Genomic DNA, 15,418 nt, shown 5'->3' with positions numbered 1-15,418 from the left:
GTGGCTCAGATGTACTTCTATTACTCAGCGATGAACGCGGGTAAATCCACCACACTGCTTCAATCTTCATTTAACTATCAAGAGCGTGGTATGACGCCAGTGATTTTTACCGCGGCGCTCGATGATCGCTTTGGTGTCGGTAAAGTGGCTTCACGTATTGGTTTAGAGTCTGATGCGCATTTATTCAGTGCGCAAACCGATATGTTTACCGAGATCGCAGTGCTGCACAAGCAAAAAACACGGCACTGTATACTGATTGATGAGTGTCAGTTCTTAACTAAACAGCAAGTCTATCAACTTACCGAAGTCGTTGATAAATTAGGTATCCCAGTGTTGTGTTACGGGTTAAGAACTGATTTCCTAGGTGAATTGTTTGAAGGTAGCCAATATCTTTTGGCATGGGCAGATAAACTGATTGAACTGAAAACGGTTTGCCATTGCGGGCGTAAAGCGAACATGGTGATTCGAACAGATGAAGATGGCAATCCGATAAAAGAAGGTGACCAAGTCGCGATTGGTGGTAATGACCGTTATGTGTCCGTGTGCCGTGAACACTACAAATTTGCATTAGGGAAATAGTTTCCTTTACGCAACAAAAAACGGAGCCATTGGCTCCGTTTTTTGTTTGTGTCCGAGAATCAAGGATTAACGAGCACGGAAGACGATGCGACCCTTAGATAGGTCGTACGGTGTCATCTCTACAGTTACTTTATCACCAGTAAGAATACGGATGTAGTTCTTACGCATTTTACCAGAGATGTGAGCAGTAACGACGTGACCGTTTTCTAGCTCTACACGGAACATAGTGTTTGGAAGAGTATCAAGGACAGTACCTTGCATCTCAATTACGTCTTCTTTAGCCATTTAATCCTCTTTAAGAATGGGCAATTTTAACCGGCTCATAATGCCGTTAAAATGAAATTATGTAAAGTTGGGCGTATTCTACCCTTGCCAACGCTGATTTACTAGCCTTTGATGGCGTTGAAAGCGCACTTTGTAGTTCATTGCTGGGCATTCGTCAATTTGATACCCCAGATATAGCCACTGTTTACCTTGTTGTTGGCAATATTCCGCTTGAATTAAAATGGCGACAGTTCCCATAGAAATCGGGTGGGTTGGGTCATAGAAGGTGTAAAACGCGCTGGCTGCGTTAGACATAATATCAGTCACGGCGATAGCGACAAGTTGGTCCCCGTCATAAATGTGCAAGTATTGAGTATTGAGCCAAGAGCTTTGAGAGAATTGGTCAAATTCCATTCTTTTTGGGGGATACATAGAGCCATCGCGATGGCGGACTTCAATGTATCGTGAATACAGATCAAACCAGCCTTTGTCCATGGTGTCTTTCATGACCCAAGTCAGGTGTTGCGCTTTGTTTTTTACCCGTTTTTGGCTTTTGCTCATTTTAAAGTCTGGAACCGATAAACGGATCGCTTCGCATGCCTGACATTGAGTACAGTGAGGTTTATAAATGGTATCTCCACTGCGACGAAAGCCATTGGCAAGTAACACCTCATAACTTGATGAGCTGTGCATTTGTGGGTCTAGGGCGACGGCGACACGCTCTTGCTGGTCGGCTAAATAACTGCAAGGATGGTTGGTAGTTAGACCAATTTTTATATGCTGAAGTTCGATACTCATTCGGGGTCCTGATTTGCTAACCGCAGTTGCTGAGGGCAAAAGCATGGGCTATCAACATGCTGTTCTCTTAAAGATAGCAGGGATTGAAGAAATGCTTCACGTGGTATCTCGCTTGCTCCTAGGGAAGCGAGGTGGGCGTTCATGACCTGGCAATCAATCAATTCACCACCATGCTCTGCAAAGTGCCGGCAAAAATACCATAGTGCCATTTTCGATGCGTTGGTTTGCAGGCTAAACATCGATTCTCCACAAAATAAACGGCCAACGAGGATGCCATATAAACCACCGATCAGCTGGTTGTTATGCCAAACTTCCACTGAGTGACAGTGACCTTGAGAGGCTAAAGTCTGGTAGGCATGACGCATTTGTGGGTTAAGCCAAGTCTCTTCTGGGGGGCGTGTTGCCGCACAGAGATCAATGACTTGGTTGGTCGCTTGGTTGATGGTAACAGTGTAAGCGTGTTTGCGTTGAAATTTTTTAAGACTTTTGGCGGGTTTGAATGTCTTAGGATTAAACACTGCGCGCGGGGCGGGGCTCCACCATAAGATAGGGTCGTCTGGGCCATACCAAGGGAAAATCCCGTGGTGATAAGCGGCAAGGATACGCTCTGGCTTCAAATCGCCCCCAAACGCTAATAAGCCGTTTGGGTCTTCAAGTGCCTCAAAAGGTGACGGAAAACGTAAATCGTGAGGATCGAGTTCGGTTAAATATATCGACATAATTCAGCACGTGAAGGAGTAAAAGATGAAAAAGTGGCTATGGATATTAGTGATTTTTCCTGTGGTTGCCAATGCCGCCTACCAGCGTAATCAGGCCCGACCTGTTAATGATGTTGTATTTGGTGATATTGATTCGGTTCGTTATATCTCCCAACAGCAAATTGTTGAGTCCAAAGGTTCAGGTTGGGAAACGCTGCTTGGCGCTGTGATTGGTGGCGTTGTGGGCCATCAATTTGGTGGCGGTACTGGTCGAGAAGTGGCAACAGCGGTTGGGGCCGTTGCGGGTGGCGCTGTCGCTCGCCAGCAAGCGAACCAAAGTTATCGTGTTGAGTACAAACTCGTCGAGTTGTTGATTCGCACAGACCAAGACAAATTGATTGATGTCATTCAGGATGTCGATCCTAACATGCTATTTGAGCGTGGTGATTCGGTTCGTATTCTCTACTTTGATAATGGCGTTCGAGTAGATAAAACTTACTGAACCAGTCGAAATTGGGGTGGTGTTCGTTTAAGAATTTCGATAGGCTGCAGGTACGAAAAATTGCTCGTCGCTGCACCATGGAGATTCGCAGTGACCAAGGAAACACAACATTAATGGAAAGCCTGACACTACAACCTATCAAAAAAGTCAATGGCGAAGTCAATTTGCCTGGTTCTAAAAGCGTTTCTAACCGTGCATTACTGCTTGCCGCATTGTCTAAAGGCACCACAACACTTACCAATTTACTCGACAGCGATGATATTCGCCATATGCTGAATGCGCTCGCTAAATTGGGCGTTAGCTATCGTTTATCGGAAGATAAAACGGTGTGTGAAGTCGATGGACTCGGTAGACCGTTTCAATCTTCACAAGCATTAGAACTGTTTTTGGGCAACGCGGGCACCGCGATGCGTCCACTGGCGGCTGCGCTGTGTTTAGGTGAAGGCGAATTTGTGCTTACTGGTGAGCCGCGAATGAAAGAGCGTCCTATTGGCCATTTGGTTGATGCTCTACGTCAAGCTGGGGCAAAAATTGAGTATCTAGAGAACGAAAATTATCCGCCATTACACATTAAAGGCACGGGTATAAAAGGCGGCGAAGTCTCTATTAATGGTTCGATTTCAAGCCAGTTTCTAACCGCGTTTTTGATGTCCTCACCTCTTGGGAAAGGCGATACCGCCATCAATATTATTGGTGATTTAGTGTCGAAACCCTACATTGATATTACGCTGCACATTATGGCGCAATTTGGTGTCAAAGTGGAAAACCGCGATTACCAACAGTTCGTAGTAAAGGGCGGCCAGCAATACACGGCGCCAGGTGAATTTTTGGTTGAGGGCGACGCCTCGTCAGCGTCTTATTTTCTTGCGGCTGCCGCGATTAAAGGTGGTGAAATTAAAGTCACAGGGATTGGTAAAAATAGCATTCAAGGCGATGTTCAGTTCGCTCATGCGCTGGAAAAAATGGGCGCCGACATTGAGTGGGGCGACGATTACATCAAGGCAAAAGCGGGAGAATTGAACGCCGTTGATCTTGATTTTAACCATATTCCTGATGCCGCGATGACCATTGCAACCACTGCTCTTTTTGCTAAAGGTACAACCGCAATTCGTAACGTCTATAACTGGCGGGTGAAAGAGACTGATCGCCTTTCAGCGATGGCGACAGAATTGCGTAAAGTGGGTGCGACGGTCGAAGAAGGTGAAGATTACATCATCATCACGCCGCCACAAACGCTCACTCACGCGGCGATTGACACTTATGATGACCACCGCATGGCGATGTGCTTTTCGCTGGTGGCATTGAGCGATACGCCAGTTACTATCAATGACCCGAAATGTACGTCAAAAACATTTCCGGACTACTTTGATAAACTGGCATCATTGAGTGTCTAATACCGAAAAAGCTTGTCGAAATGACAAGCTTTTTGTTTGGGCCCTGCCTAGTTTTTAAGCGTAAACTCTTTGGATAGGTGATGGGCTAAATATTTAAACATATTAAACACGGCGGTCGTTTTTTCTGTAGGTAAGCCGTTTGTATCGAGAAAGTATTCACCTTTAAAGATTAGAACATCGTCTTTTTCTTCTACTTTATTGGCATGCATGCCTTCGAGATAGTCATCATGATCTTGAATGAATTGATTGGCAATCAACAGTAAGTCAAATTCAGAAATGGTTTTTTTTTCGCTCATGGCCTATACCTGATCAGTTATCTTGGTAGCGATTGTAAGCGCTTAAGCGGTCATTTCAATTGACTTAGGGCAGTTCAATCGGCATTTTTCTTTTGTGATCGATGACAGAATCCACCCTCTTGGGGTTTGGTTTTCACGCTGACAAGTTTAGACTGTGCCGGATTCTAGCGCCCGTAACATGAGATGATGAGCTGAAGAGTCTCAATAAAATCATATTCTTCAGCTAAGGTCGTCCAATTGTCGAGCAGTCAATACGCATTTTAAAAAAAGGTATTGATCTTCTAGTCTTCTCGCTCAATAGTAAAAAAAGAAGTTAATTTTAGTACGTTGTGCGATTAAGTTCGCAACAGTGATTAAGGGCATTTGAGTCAATTATGGGTAAATCACTCGTTATTGTGGAGTCGCCAGCTAAGGCAAAAACCATAAATAAATATTTAGGCAAAGACTTCATTGTGAAGTCGAGTGTCGGTCATGTACGTGATCTACCGACTGCCGGCCAAAGTTCAGGCAAAAAAGCTGCCGCTGTATCAACAAAAGGTCTGAGCGCAGAAGAAAAAGCGCGCATTAAGCAAGAGAAAGACCGTAAATCGCTGATCAAAAAGATGGGGGTTAATCCTTATCACGACTGGGAAGCGAACTACCAAATTCTACCAGGAAAAGAGAAAGTTGTTGCCGAGCTGCAAAAGTTGGCAGAGGACGCTGATAGCGTTTATCTCGCAACCGATTTGGACCGCGAAGGAGAGGCCATCGCTTGGCACCTACGTGAGATCATCGGTGGTGATGAAGAGCGATATAAACGTGTTGTGTTTAACGAAATTACCAAAAACGCAATCCAGCAAGCGTTCCAGAAACCTGGTGAGTTAAGCATGGATGGCGTTAATGCGCAGCAAGCGCGACGCTTTATGGACCGTGTGGTCGGCTTTATGGTCTCGCCATTACTTTGGAAGAAGGTAGCCCGTGGTTTGTCCGCAGGTCGCGTTCAATCTGTGGCAGTGAAATTGTTGGTTGAGCGTGAGCGCGAAATCAAAGCATTCATTCCAGAGGAGTTTTGGGACATTCATGCGAATACCAAAACCAAAGACAACAGCGATTTTCGTTTACTGGTTGCGCAGAAAAATGACACTGCATTTAAACCAGGTAATGAAGCGGAAGCCAAAGCCGCCGTTGCCGTCCTCGAGAAAGCGCAATATGAAGTTTGTAAGCGTGAAGATAGGCCAACGTCAAGTAAACCTTCGGCGCCATTTATTACCTCTACCTTACAGCAAGCAGCGAGTACTCGTTTAGGCTACGGCGTCAAGAAAACCATGATGCTTGCTCAGCGTTTGTATGAAGCGGGCTACATCACCTATATGCGAACTGACTCAACAAACTTGAGTAGTGAAGCAGTGGATGCGGTACGTGGTTATATCGGTTCTGAGTTTGGTGATGCCTACCTACCCGCTAAACCTAATGTTTATGGCAGCAAAGAGGGCGCACAAGAAGCGCACGAAGCAATTCGTCCTTCTGATGTGGGTGTGAAGTCCGCGGATCTCCAAGGTGTAGATAATGATGCCCTCAAGCTGTATGACTTGATTTGGAATCAGTTTGTTGCGTGTCAAATGACGCCGGCAAAATATGATTCAACAACGGTCAGTGTTAAGGCTGCGGAATACACGCTAAAAGCCAAAGGTCGCATTTTGAAATTTGATGGTTGGACTCGCGTTCAGCGTCCATTGGGTAAAAATGAAGACCAAATCTTACCGCCTGTTCAAGTGGGCGACACGGTGACTCTGAAAGAGTTGGAGCCGAAACAGCACTTTACCAAGCCGCCCGCTCGCTATACAGAAGCCGCATTAGTCAAAGAACTTGAAAAACGTGGTATTGGCCGCCCTTCGACTTACGCCTCAATCATTTCTACGATTCAAGATCGCGGTTATGTGAAAGTCGAGCAGCGTCGATTCTATGCGGAAAAAATGGGTGAAATCGTTACCGATCGCCTCGGAGATAGTTTTGATGACTTGATGAACTATGATTTCACCGCACGTATGGAAGAGAAACTTGACCAAATTGCTGAGGGTGAAGCCAATTGGAAGTCGGTTCTTGATAACTTTTTCACCGATTTCTCATCTGATCTCAGCAAAGCGGAACAAGATGAAGAACACGGTGGTATGAAGCCAAATCATATCGTCATGACGGATATCGAGTGTCCGACCTGTAGCCGACCTATGGGCATTCGCACCGCATCAACGGGCGTTTTCTTAGGGTGTTCTGGTTATGCACTGCCGCCAAAAGAACGCTGTAAGACCACCATCAACCTCGGCGATGAGGATGGGGTGATTAATGTTCTCGAGGAAGATGTTGAAACGGCTGCGTTGCGTGCCAAGAAGCGTTGTCCAATTTGTGAAACCGCGATGGATGCGTACCTCATTGATGATAGGCGTAAACTTCATGTGTGTGGTAATAACCCTAATTGTGATGGTTATGTGGTTGAGCACGGTGAGTTTAAACTCAAAGGCTATGATGGTCCGGTTGTCGAGTGCGATAAATGTGGTTCGGATATGGTGTTGAAAAACGGTCGTTTTGGTAAGTATATGGACTGTACCAATGATGACTGTAAGAACACTCGTAAGATTTTGAAAAATGGCGAGGTCGCTCCACCAAAAGAGGACCCAGTACATTTGCCAGAATTACCGTGTGAAAATTCTGATGCGTACTTCGTACTGCGTGATGGTGCTTCTGGTCTGTTCCTAGCGGCGAGCACATTCCCTAAATCACGAGAGACGCGTGCGCCTTTGGTTGAGGAACTGGTTCGTTTTAAAGACCGAATCTCACCGAAGTTCCATTATCTAACAGAAGCGCCAACACATGATCCAGATGGTCGTCCAACCGTCGTTCGCTTTAGCCGTAAGTCCAAAGAGAACTACGTGCGCTCTGAGATAGACGGTAAGCCTTCAGGATGGACTGCGCTGTACAATGATGGCAAGTGGGACATTACTGATAAGCGTAAGAAATCATAAGGATTTTGTCTTAAAACATAGTAAAGCGGCCCAAGGGCCGCTTTTTTTGTTTATCACTATTGCAACTAGGTTCTTATTTGTTGGACAATGATTTAATTTGTAAATTATAGAAGGAAATGATGATATTTTATCGTTTCTATTCGTCCCGCGTTTAAAATCTTCGCTTTTCGTTAGTCGTTGATTTTGTTGTATAGATAGAAGGATCTATGACAATAAGAACCAAGTTACTTGGTGTAACTGTCACATTATGTGCGCTGTTTAGTCTTGGCATGTATCTGACGGTGAGGCACCTGGTTGATGATATTGTGCATGAACTGCTTTGGAAATACAGTGAAGTGACCGCCAAGCATGACTCACAAAATATTTTGACCGAGTTAAATCATCAAGTCGATATGGCCAAAGTCTTGGCAAATGACCAGAGAGTGGTCCAGTGGGCTAGGGCGCCCAGTGATAAACAACGAAAGCAGCAAGCTTTAGATTGGCTAGAAAATCAAAGCCATTTATTTTCCGAAGACAACCTTTTTATCGCATTGGATAAAAATCTTTCCTATTACGTGATTAACGGTGCTGATCCAAAAACTCAATCCCCATTTCGTTATCATTTCAATCCTAACAACGCGGATGAGGAATGGTATTTTCGTTACACTCGTAGACATATCACCAGACCGAATGCAACGGTTGATTACGATGAAGTATTAGGTCTCGTCAAGTTGTGGATGACGGTGCCTATTATCCAAAATGGCAAGTTTTTAGGGTTAACAGGGACGGGGTTTGAACTTGGGACGTTAGTCCCTAAACTACTGGGCGAGAAAGTTGACGGTATTAACACCGTATACGTTAACCAAAGGGGCGAAATTGAGCTGGACCATAGCTTTTTAAGCGGCAATTTTGTCCACGACCTTGACAAGCTCAGGCATAAAAAAACGTTACATCAAGTGGTGAATAGTGATGCCAGCTATAAGGTGATCAAAGATCTTATGGAACTTCAGTCGCAAGGTAAGGAGTCAGACACGTTAGTTGTTTCTCTTGAGCCTAATGGCATGTTCGCCTCGATAAAATTCATTCAAGGCCTAGGTTGGTATCAAGTAAAATTCGTTGATATTGATGAAGTGCTGGATAGTAATTATCTTGAGTCCTTTGCTGAAATTAGTCTGGTGATGTTTATGGTGTTCACTTTGCTGATGTTTACTTTTGTTAATGGTAAAGTGTTCGACCCGCTCATTGCTGTCCATCGCCATCTCAAACGTATGATGCCTGAAGGGAAACGCAGTCGCAGTAAAGATTTCTTTAAAGACATCACTCACAACTTGGAAGAGCTCGATCGAGAACTGTTTCGTTCACGTCACTCTTTAGATTCGTTGGTTAGAGAGCGAACGGAAACCCTTGACCAACTTGCAATGATTGACCCACTTACCGGGCTACTCAATCGTTCCGGCATGGAAAGGGAAATAAACTCTGAACTGGCGAGAACGAAACGTGAAGGGAGCGCTTTTGGCTTAGTCTGGATCTCAATTGAAGGGATGGAAGAGTCGGATATTGTCGATATCACCGCTCACTTGGAGCGAGATAAGAAATTACAATATGCGTCTGCTTTGCTACAAAAAGTGGTTCGTGAATACGATTGTGCATGCCGCTGGGCTGATGGCGAGTTTGTTGTGCTTATTCGCTCTCATCAGGCACAAGCTCTGGAAGCGCTAACCGAGCGGTTTAAGACCGAAATCGCTGATGATCCAAATGGCGTGGAGATTTTATTTGCGCTCGGAGGATTGGTGGTTGATCCGGCGATGTCTCTCCAAGATGCGCTAGCAAAAGCGGATAGTGCACTTTATATGGCGAAGTCTAAGCCACAAGATAAGGTGTATATTATTCACACTTCAACATCAGAGCGTTACCGAGGGTAGTTTTTTCGCGACGATTTGGCGCAGCATCGTTAACTGTCTTACCTGTATCACAAATGCACTCACTCACGAAATGTCCTTGTGAGGTTATGTATCCTGACAACTTCTGTGTCTCAGTTTTACGCATTGTGGCCAAGTTACCGAATGGCGTTTGTAAAGTTTTGTTTTGCCCACTGATAATGAGTGCAGGGTTGCATAGTGAGTTGATTGGAGGGTTACATCCCCCGTAACTCAGGTGTTGGTGCTGTTTGGCTGATACCTCCGTCTCTTGCCAATTGCAATGCCACATCCACACAATAACAGTGATACGGAGGCAACATGACTGCAGTACTAGGTATGATATTAGCGGGCGGAGAGGGTTCTCGGTTGAGACCATTAACCGAATCAAGAAGTAAACCCTCGGTTCCGTTTGGCGGCAGCTACCGCCTGGTAGATTTTGCCCTCAACAATTTTGTTAATGCGGACTTTATGCGTTTATACGTATTGACCCAATTTAAATCTCAATCGCTCAATAGCCATCTCAGCAAAGGTTGGATGATTAGCGGGTTCACCAGCCGTTTCTTCATTGAACCCGTTCCAGCGCAAATGCGTACCGGGAAGCGTTGGTACGAAGGCACCGCAGACGCGATATATCAAAATTTACGCTTTATGGAGCTCTCTGGTGCTCAGGATATTTGTATCTTTGGGTCTGACCATATTTACAAAATGGATATTCGTCAGATGATGGATTTTCATCGTCAAAAGCAAGCCAAGCTTACCGTCTCTGCGATCAGAATGCCGGTGGAGGAAGCCAGTCAATTTGGTGTGATTGAGATTGATGAGCAGGGAATGATGATTGGTTTTGAAGAGAAGCCGCAAAAGCCTAAATCAATTCCAGGGCTACCTGGAACTGCCTTGGTCTCAATGGGGAATTATATTTTTAAAGCGCAAGCTTTGTATGACGAACTTAACCAAGATGCAGAGGACCCAGAGTCCAGCCACGATTTTGGTAACGATATTATTCCAAAAATGTTCCCACGAGGTGAGGTCTATGTCTATGATTTTAGTACCAACGTTATTCCGGGTGAAAAGGAGGAAACGTATTGGCGTGATGTGGGAACAATTGATGCCTATTGGCAAGCTCATATGGATTTACTCAAAGAAAACCCACCGTTCTCACTGTATAACCGCGCGTGGCCCTTGCACACCTATCAACCTGCATTACCACCAGCAACCTACATCAACTCAGATAACCAAAACGTTGAAATTGTAGATAGCTTAGTGTGCAACGGTAGTTGGGTCCGTGGATCGCAAATCAAAAAATCAGTGTTAGGTTTTCGCACTAATGTTGCTTCACAATGCGACATAAGCGAGAGTATCTTTCTCGGCAGCGTAAAAGTGGGTGAAGGTTGTACTCTGCGCCGCGTTATTGTTGATAAGGACGTTGAAATTGCCCCGGGAACCGAAATTGGTGTTGATCTTGAGCAAGATAAGCAACAATTTCATGTCTCGGATGGCGGTATTGTCGTCATTCCAAAAGGAGCAAAAATTGGGTACTGACAAGTTAGCGGTGCTGTTTGTTGCATCAGAAGCTGATGGATTAATTAAGAGTGGAGGCCTAGCGGATGTCGCTAGGGCTCTGCCTGAAAGCCTTGTATCTCTGGGGCAGGATGTGCGACTTAGCATTCCGGGTTATAGCAATATCCAAGGCCTATATGAGGCGCCAGTGATACTCAAAAGTGAATTGGACTTTTGGCCACATACGCCATATCAAGTTCGGCAATTGGCTTTAGGAGAGGTGGTGGTTTACGCGATTGAATGTGAACGCTATTTTGATCGCCCACAAATGTATGCTGAACATAACCAAGCATACATTGATAATGGAGAGCGCTTTGCGTTTTTCAGTGCAGCCAGCCTTGATATGTTACCCAAGCTCGATTTTAAGCCCCATTTGATTCATGCCAATGACTGGCATACAGGGCTTGTTCCTTACCTATTAAGACAACGCTATCGAGAAACCCCGTATTTTCAAGGCATTCATAGTGTGCTTTCAATCCATAATGCGGTATTTAAAGGCGTATTTAGTTACGACGAATTGCGCTGTCTGCCAGAGTTCCATACCAAGCATGTGCCGGAAGCGGCGGTGAGCGCGTCACACGTCACCATGCTGAAAGCTGGCGTGATGACGGCAGATAAAATTGTCGCAGTCAGTCCAACCTACGCCAAAGAGCTCACCACCGAGCTTGGCAGCCATGGCATGGGGCGTGAGTTCCAGCAACGTAGCGCAGATTTAGTGGGTATCTTAAATGGCTGTGACTATCAAATGTGGAACCCTAAAAACGACACACTGATTCCTACTAACTATACTGATGAAGCACAAAGCCTCGCTCAGGGTAAGAGCGACTGTAAGCGGGCATTACAAGAGCGTCTAGGGCTTCCAACTGAGCCTCACGCGATGTATGGCATGGTTTGTCGCTTAACACATCAAAAAGGGATTCAATACCTTACACCTATTTTGAGTGACTTCCTCCAACACGATGTACAGGTTGTGATTGTAGGAACGGGTGAACTGGCCATGGCCACACAACTGCGGGCGATTTCCGAACAGTTTCCTGATAAATTTAAGTTTATCGAGGCTTATGACAATGAACTTGCTCACTGGGTAGAGGCTGGGGCTGATTTCTTCTTGATGCCATCTGAATTTGAACCCTGCGGTTTAAACCAAATCTACAGTATGGCCTATGGTACTTTACCTATCGTTCGTAGCGTCGGAGGGTTAAAAGACACCGTGAATGATATGTTACTCGATTCTGCCAACGCCACTGGCTTTGTGTTTGATGAGCCAGAGCCAGACAAATTGTTGATTACCATGCTGCGTTCGTTGTTATTGTATGAGCAAAATCCGCAATGGATACTGGAAGTGCAGCAAAGGGCGATGAATAAGGATTTCAGTTGGCATAATGCTGCGCAGCACTATCTCGAGCTTTATCACGCTGCGTTAGCCAAGGAAAGCTTGTATCGCTAGTGCAAGTACTATGGGCGCTGATTATCCACAGATTAAAAGTTCAGCGTTTGGTCATAAGAACGAGCAATTCTTGATCTTATGCCACTCCAAGTTGTGAAGGTCTGTGGTAGTCTGAGCAGCCTCGAGTTTAATCACTGCGGTCAATGACGTGAATATGCAAGACAACTTATTGTTTCATAAGATACATCGCCACCACAGCAGTCGTGAATGGGTTGTCTTTGTCCACGGGGCAGGCGGCAGCTCTTCTATCTGGTGCAAACAGATTCGTGCCTATAAAGCGCATTTTAATTTGCTGTTGATTGATCTTCGAGGTCATGGCAAGTCGAACCGATTGTTACAAGATATTATTACTCAGCGCTACACGTTTCGAGATGTGTCACGAGATATCCTGCATGTGATGGATCATCTTAATATTCCTCAGGCCCATTTTGTCGGGATGTCACTGGGAACAATAATCGTACGTACACTGGCAGAAATTGCAGCGCATCGTGTCCAGTCAATGGTTCTTGGCGGCGCTGTAACGCGCTTTAACGCCCGTTCTCAGATACTTGTTACCCTTGGTGGGGTATTTAAGCATGTTATCCCTTACATGTGGTTATATCGATTATTTGCGTATATCGTGATGCCGCAGCGTAATCAAAGACAATCACGACTACTGTTTATCGGTGAGGCGAAGAAGTTATGCCAAAAGGAGTTTAAACGTTGGTATATCTTAACCTCGGAGGTAAACCCTTTGATGCGTTACTTCAAAGATAAAGAACTGGCGATTCCCACCTTATACGTGATGGGCGAGCTGGATTACATGTTTATTCAACCCGTTAAAGAAATGGTGGCTGCGCATAAACACAGCCGATTGCTTGAATTGGAAGATTGTGGGCATGTGTGCAATATCGAAAAAGCAGATGAGTTTAATCAACACTCCATTCGTTTTATTCAAGAGCAAGTGAGCATCACGTCACTGAGTTAGGCGTGTAGGGTTCGCCGCATTGCCAGCAAATCGCAAAGTTACCTTCGTTTAGTTCCCCACACTGCATGCAGTGCCAGTCCGCTTTGTGCCTAGTTTTATATGTCATAAATTCTTTAATGATGCGTTTTGCTTTCACGTGTTGGCTCGGCTCGTTGAGCCAAATGTAAGGCGCAGTCGAATCGTCAAATGGTACTTCACCTTGGATTGAAAACAGGGCATCGCCACGGACTTCACAGTCAATGAGGTCGGTATTGAGTAATCCGCAAACGATATGCGCATCAACCGGACTCTCTCCAATATAGATTTTCACCATCTTCCCTTAACTGAATAATTATTGTGAAGGCGTGAGTTTCCAACGCCGTACTACCCATTTGATAAGTATAGGGAAAATACCCAGTAGAGCGAACGAAAGTAGAACCGATGGTGACACAATACCGGAAAGGGAATCAATTTGAGCGAGCTGGGTACCGGCATTTAGATACACGGCCGTCCCTGGCAACATACCGATTTGGCTAACGAAATAGAACTGACGAACCGCAATTGGGGTGAGTCCCATGACCAGGTTGATGACAAAGAATGGAAAAATCGGAATGAGGCGCAGAGAAAACAGATAGTATGCACCATCTTTTTTTATACCTTGATTAATAACCTCGAGTTTATCGCCAAACCGAGTTTGTACCCAGTTTTGGAAAAAATAACGACTGAGTAAAAAAGCGCAGGTTGCGCCAAGTGTACTGGCAAAAGAAACGAGCAACAGGCTGAACCAAAAGCCAAACAGTGCTGCGCCAAGTAGGGTAATGATGGTTGCCCCCGGAATAGACAGGGCTGTGACAAGGACATACGCCACAAAGTAGATGCTGGCGGCAATCACAAAATTTTGCTCGATGAACAGCGCCAATTGCTGTTGGTAATGTTTGGCGGATTCGAGGGTAATGAAGGTGCGAGTTTGACTTACGATCAGCACGATGATGAGCAGTAATAGCGCGGCTAGCAGAATCTTCTTATACATCTTGTGTCCTTTTGTTTGATAACACCGAGTGACCATTGACTGTCAGTCGTGAACTTAATGACCAGCTAATGTTCATAATAAGTCAATATCAATAAGAACCGGACAAAAGGCAGAAAATTTCATTGAGGCATAAAAAAAGCCAGTGTATTGCTACACTGGCTCTGATGTATCACTTAACTTAGCCGTTCAATCCAGCCATCAACTCGGTGCGACGGTCTTGCGGAATCACCGACCAGTGAGTTCCCTTAATCGCACCTTCTAAAGCCCAAAGTAGTTCTAAGCTCACGTCTGAAGCGTGCGTATCTTGGATTGCACGGTATGCCTCTAGTGCACCAGTCTTTTCCAGTTGTTCCACGGAAGAGATACCGGCTTTTTTAAGCATTCTTTCTGTTGCAAGCCTAAGATTGGGAAGATCTTTCAAGCGGTCAGGTTTCGCTTGTTGCTGGGTTTGTTTTTCTTTCTTAGCAATCGATAGTGCATCTTTTGCTAAAGTCAGAATGTAATCGGTGTTACTTGGCCAGTCCATTGGCATTGCATAGTACTTAGTGACGACGGGGAAACCGCGTTTTTTGTAGACATAAGGTTCATAACCTAAGTCTTTAAACTCTCCTGTCGACTTCTCATTCGCGCGAATATGGAGTTTATCTCCGACCACAAGTGCGAACATTGTGTCGTCAACAAAAATCCCAAATCCGCCAAACATTGAACGAGATTTTACTCTGCCTAGCTGCTCGAATAGACGCATTGAATCTTTAAGTACTGGTTTGTCCATGCTTATTTTCTCGGTTTGATGCCACCAGTTCAGGTCCGAGAGATTAGCAAAACTATGCAAACTATTGTCAGTATGTTGTTAATTTGCATATTTGCCATCGGCAACCCCGCTACCTTTCATAACTGTCACTTATGGGTAAGGCCGGAAGCTTTGCGTCCCATCCTTTCGAATGGTTTGCCCTGTGCGTGGCTTGGTTACGTTGTTACATCAAGAAACAGCATAAAACAGGTTGTGCGGGACC

15 protein-coding genes and 1 riboswitch are annotated in these 15,418 nt (G+C 45.1%); of the genes, 8 read left to right on the top strand and 7 right to left on the bottom strand.

Translation table 11 applies throughout. The features are described from left to right. Positions 1 to 579, top strand: coding sequence for a thymidine kinase (locus M1D72_RS16630; protein ID WP_456295922.1), 579 nt, complete (start codon positions 1 to 3; stop codon positions 577 to 579). Positions 580 to 645: 66 nt separating this feature from the next. Here M1D72_RS16630 and infA read toward each other — a convergent pair whose 3' ends face one another. The 3 genes from infA to aat form a co-directional block, all read right to left on the bottom strand. Next, positions 646 to 864 (bottom strand): translation initiation factor IF-1, encoded by a 219-nt coding sequence (infA, locus tag M1D72_RS16625; RefSeq protein WP_001040192.1) that lies wholly within the window; start codon positions 862 to 864, stop codon positions 646 to 648. A 78-nt stretch (positions 865 to 942) separates the two neighbouring features. Next, positions 943 to 1,641 carry an arginyltransferase gene (locus tag M1D72_RS16620; RefSeq protein ID WP_390189294.1) on the bottom strand — a complete coding sequence of 233 codons (699 nt, stop codon included), beginning with the start codon at positions 1,639 to 1,641 and terminating at the stop codon, positions 943 to 945. Beyond that, complete coding sequence (aat, locus tag M1D72_RS16615) at positions 1,638 to 2,360, bottom strand: leucyl/phenylalanyl-tRNA--protein transferase (protein WP_456295921.1); 723 nt, start codon at positions 2,358 to 2,360, stop codon at positions 1,638 to 1,640. The genes M1D72_RS16620 and aat overlap by 4 nt, the downstream gene beginning before the upstream one ends. Positions 2,361 to 2,385: 25 nt before the next feature. On the opposite strand from aat, the gene M1D72_RS16610 reads away from it, so the two are divergent. Further along, entirely contained in the window at positions 2,386 to 2,841 is a 456-nt protein-coding gene (locus tag M1D72_RS16610; RefSeq protein ID WP_390189298.1) for an outer membrane lipoprotein, read from the top strand. Between the two features lie 113 nt (positions 2,842 to 2,954). Beyond that, positions 2,955 to 4,235 carry a 3-phosphoshikimate 1-carboxyvinyltransferase gene (gene aroA / locus M1D72_RS16605; protein ID WP_456295920.1) on the top strand — a complete coding sequence of 427 codons (1,281 nt, stop codon included), beginning with the start codon at positions 2,955 to 2,957 and terminating at the stop codon, positions 4,233 to 4,235. A 47-nt stretch (positions 4,236 to 4,282) separates the two neighbouring features. Here aroA and M1D72_RS16600 read toward each other — a convergent pair whose 3' ends face one another. Beyond that, on the bottom strand, positions 4,283 to 4,531 hold the full coding sequence (locus M1D72_RS16600) for a YciN family protein (protein ID WP_456295919.1): 249 nt from the start codon (positions 4,529 to 4,531) through the stop codon (positions 4,283 to 4,285). A gap of 374 nt (positions 4,532 to 4,905) precedes the next feature. Here M1D72_RS16600 and topA point away from each other — a divergent pair, with 374 nt between their 5' ends. The 5 genes from topA to M1D72_RS16575 all read left to right on the top strand — a co-directional run bounded on the left by topA (position 4,906) and on the right by M1D72_RS16575 (position 13,396). Then, on the top strand, positions 4,906 to 7,527 hold the full coding sequence (gene topA / locus M1D72_RS16595; protein WP_456295918.1) for a type I DNA topoisomerase: 2,622 nt from the start codon (positions 4,906 to 4,908) through the stop codon (positions 7,525 to 7,527). A 206-nt stretch (positions 7,528 to 7,733) separates the two neighbouring features. Next, positions 7,734 to 9,428 carry a sensor domain-containing diguanylate cyclase gene (locus tag M1D72_RS16590; protein WP_456295917.1) on the top strand — a complete coding sequence of 565 codons (1,695 nt, stop codon included), beginning with the start codon at positions 7,734 to 7,736 and terminating at the stop codon, positions 9,426 to 9,428. Positions 9,429 to 9,743: 315 nt separating this feature from the next. Continuing rightward, positions 9,744 to 10,964: a glucose-1-phosphate adenylyltransferase gene (gene glgC / locus M1D72_RS16585; protein ID WP_456295916.1), complete on the top strand. Its 1,221-nt coding sequence runs from the start codon at positions 9,744 to 9,746 to the stop codon at positions 10,962 to 10,964. Beyond that, a complete protein-coding gene (gene glgA / locus M1D72_RS16580) occupies positions 10,954 to 12,429 on the top strand; it encodes a glycogen synthase GlgA (protein WP_456295915.1) in 1,476 nt (491 codons plus the stop codon). The genes glgC and glgA overlap by 11 nt, the downstream gene beginning before the upstream one ends. A 154-nt stretch (positions 12,430 to 12,583) precedes the next feature. After that, the gene (locus M1D72_RS16575) at positions 12,584 to 13,396 is read left to right on the top strand and encodes an alpha/beta fold hydrolase (RefSeq protein ID WP_456295914.1); all 813 of its coding nucleotides are present in this window, start codon (positions 12,584 to 12,586) and stop codon (positions 13,394 to 13,396) included. Here the strand turns inward: M1D72_RS16575 and M1D72_RS16570 are convergent. From M1D72_RS16570 to M1D72_RS16560, 3 genes are all read right to left on the bottom strand, one after another. Then, positions 13,380 to 13,709, bottom strand: a complete 330-nt coding sequence (locus M1D72_RS16570) for a DUF7577 domain-containing protein (RefSeq protein WP_456295913.1) — start codon at positions 13,707 to 13,709, stop codon at positions 13,380 to 13,382. The genes M1D72_RS16575 and M1D72_RS16570 overlap by 17 nt on opposite strands. An 18-nt stretch (positions 13,710 to 13,727) precedes the next feature. Continuing rightward, the gene (locus tag M1D72_RS16565) at positions 13,728 to 14,405 is read right to left on the bottom strand and encodes a TVP38/TMEM64 family protein (protein ID WP_456295912.1); all 678 of its coding nucleotides are present in this window, start codon (positions 14,403 to 14,405) and stop codon (positions 13,728 to 13,730) included. 178 nt (positions 14,406 to 14,583) lie between these two features. Continuing rightward, positions 14,584 to 15,177 (bottom strand): TfoX/Sxy family DNA transformation protein, encoded by a 594-nt coding sequence (locus M1D72_RS16560; RefSeq protein WP_390189316.1) that lies wholly within the window; start codon positions 15,175 to 15,177, stop codon positions 14,584 to 14,586. Positions 15,178 to 15,273: 96 nt separating this feature from the next. Further along, positions 15,274 to 15,366, bottom strand: a riboswitch (cyclic di-GMP riboswitch). Positions 15,367 to 15,418: the final 52 nt, after the last annotated feature.

Source organism: Vibrio sp. AK197 (assembly GCF_053903115.1).
Note: the sequence above shows the minus strand (reverse complement) of the source record. Positions and strands in the feature narration are given on the sequence as shown.

Bases quoted from the DNA above. Each gene is read 5' to 3' on its own strand.
- M1D72_RS16560 (WP_390189316.1), bottom strand. From the start codon at position 15,177: ATGGACAAACCAGTACTTAAAGATTCAATGCGTCTATTCGAGCAGCTA.
- M1D72_RS16575 (WP_456295914.1), top strand. From the start codon at position 12,584: ATGCAAGACAACTTATTGTTTCATAAGATACATCGCCACCACAGCAGT.
- M1D72_RS16590 (WP_456295917.1), top strand. From the start codon at position 7,734: ATGACAATAAGAACCAAGTTACTTGGTGTAACTGTCACATTATGTGCG.
- M1D72_RS16620 (WP_390189294.1), bottom strand. From the start codon at position 1,641: ATGAGTATCGAACTTCAGCATATAAAAATTGGTCTAACTACCAACCAT.
- M1D72_RS16570 (WP_456295913.1), bottom strand. From the start codon at position 13,709: ATGGTGAAAATCTATATTGGAGAGAGTCCGGTTGATGCGCATATCGTT.
- aroA (WP_456295920.1), top strand. From the start codon at position 2,955: ATGGAAAGCCTGACACTACAACCTATCAAAAAAGTCAATGGCGAAGTC.
- M1D72_RS16610 (WP_390189298.1), top strand. From the start codon at position 2,386: ATGAAAAAGTGGCTATGGATATTAGTGATTTTTCCTGTGGTTGCCAAT.
- topA (WP_456295918.1), top strand. From the start codon at position 4,906: ATGGGTAAATCACTCGTTATTGTGGAGTCGCCAGCTAAGGCAAAAACC.
- glgC (WP_456295916.1), top strand. From the start codon at position 9,744: ATGACTGCAGTACTAGGTATGATATTAGCGGGCGGAGAGGGTTCTCGG.
- M1D72_RS16565 (WP_456295912.1), bottom strand. From the start codon at position 14,405: ATGTATAAGAAGATTCTGCTAGCCGCGCTATTACTGCTCATCATCGTG.
- M1D72_RS16600 (WP_456295919.1), bottom strand. From the start codon at position 4,531: ATGAGCGAAAAAAAAACCATTTCTGAATTTGACTTACTGTTGATTGCC.
- aat (WP_456295921.1), bottom strand. From the start codon at position 2,360: ATGTCGATATATTTAACCGAACTCGATCCTCACGATTTACGTTTTCCG.
- infA (WP_001040192.1), bottom strand. From the start codon at position 864: ATGGCTAAAGAAGACGTAATTGAGATGCAAGGTACTGTCCTTGATACT.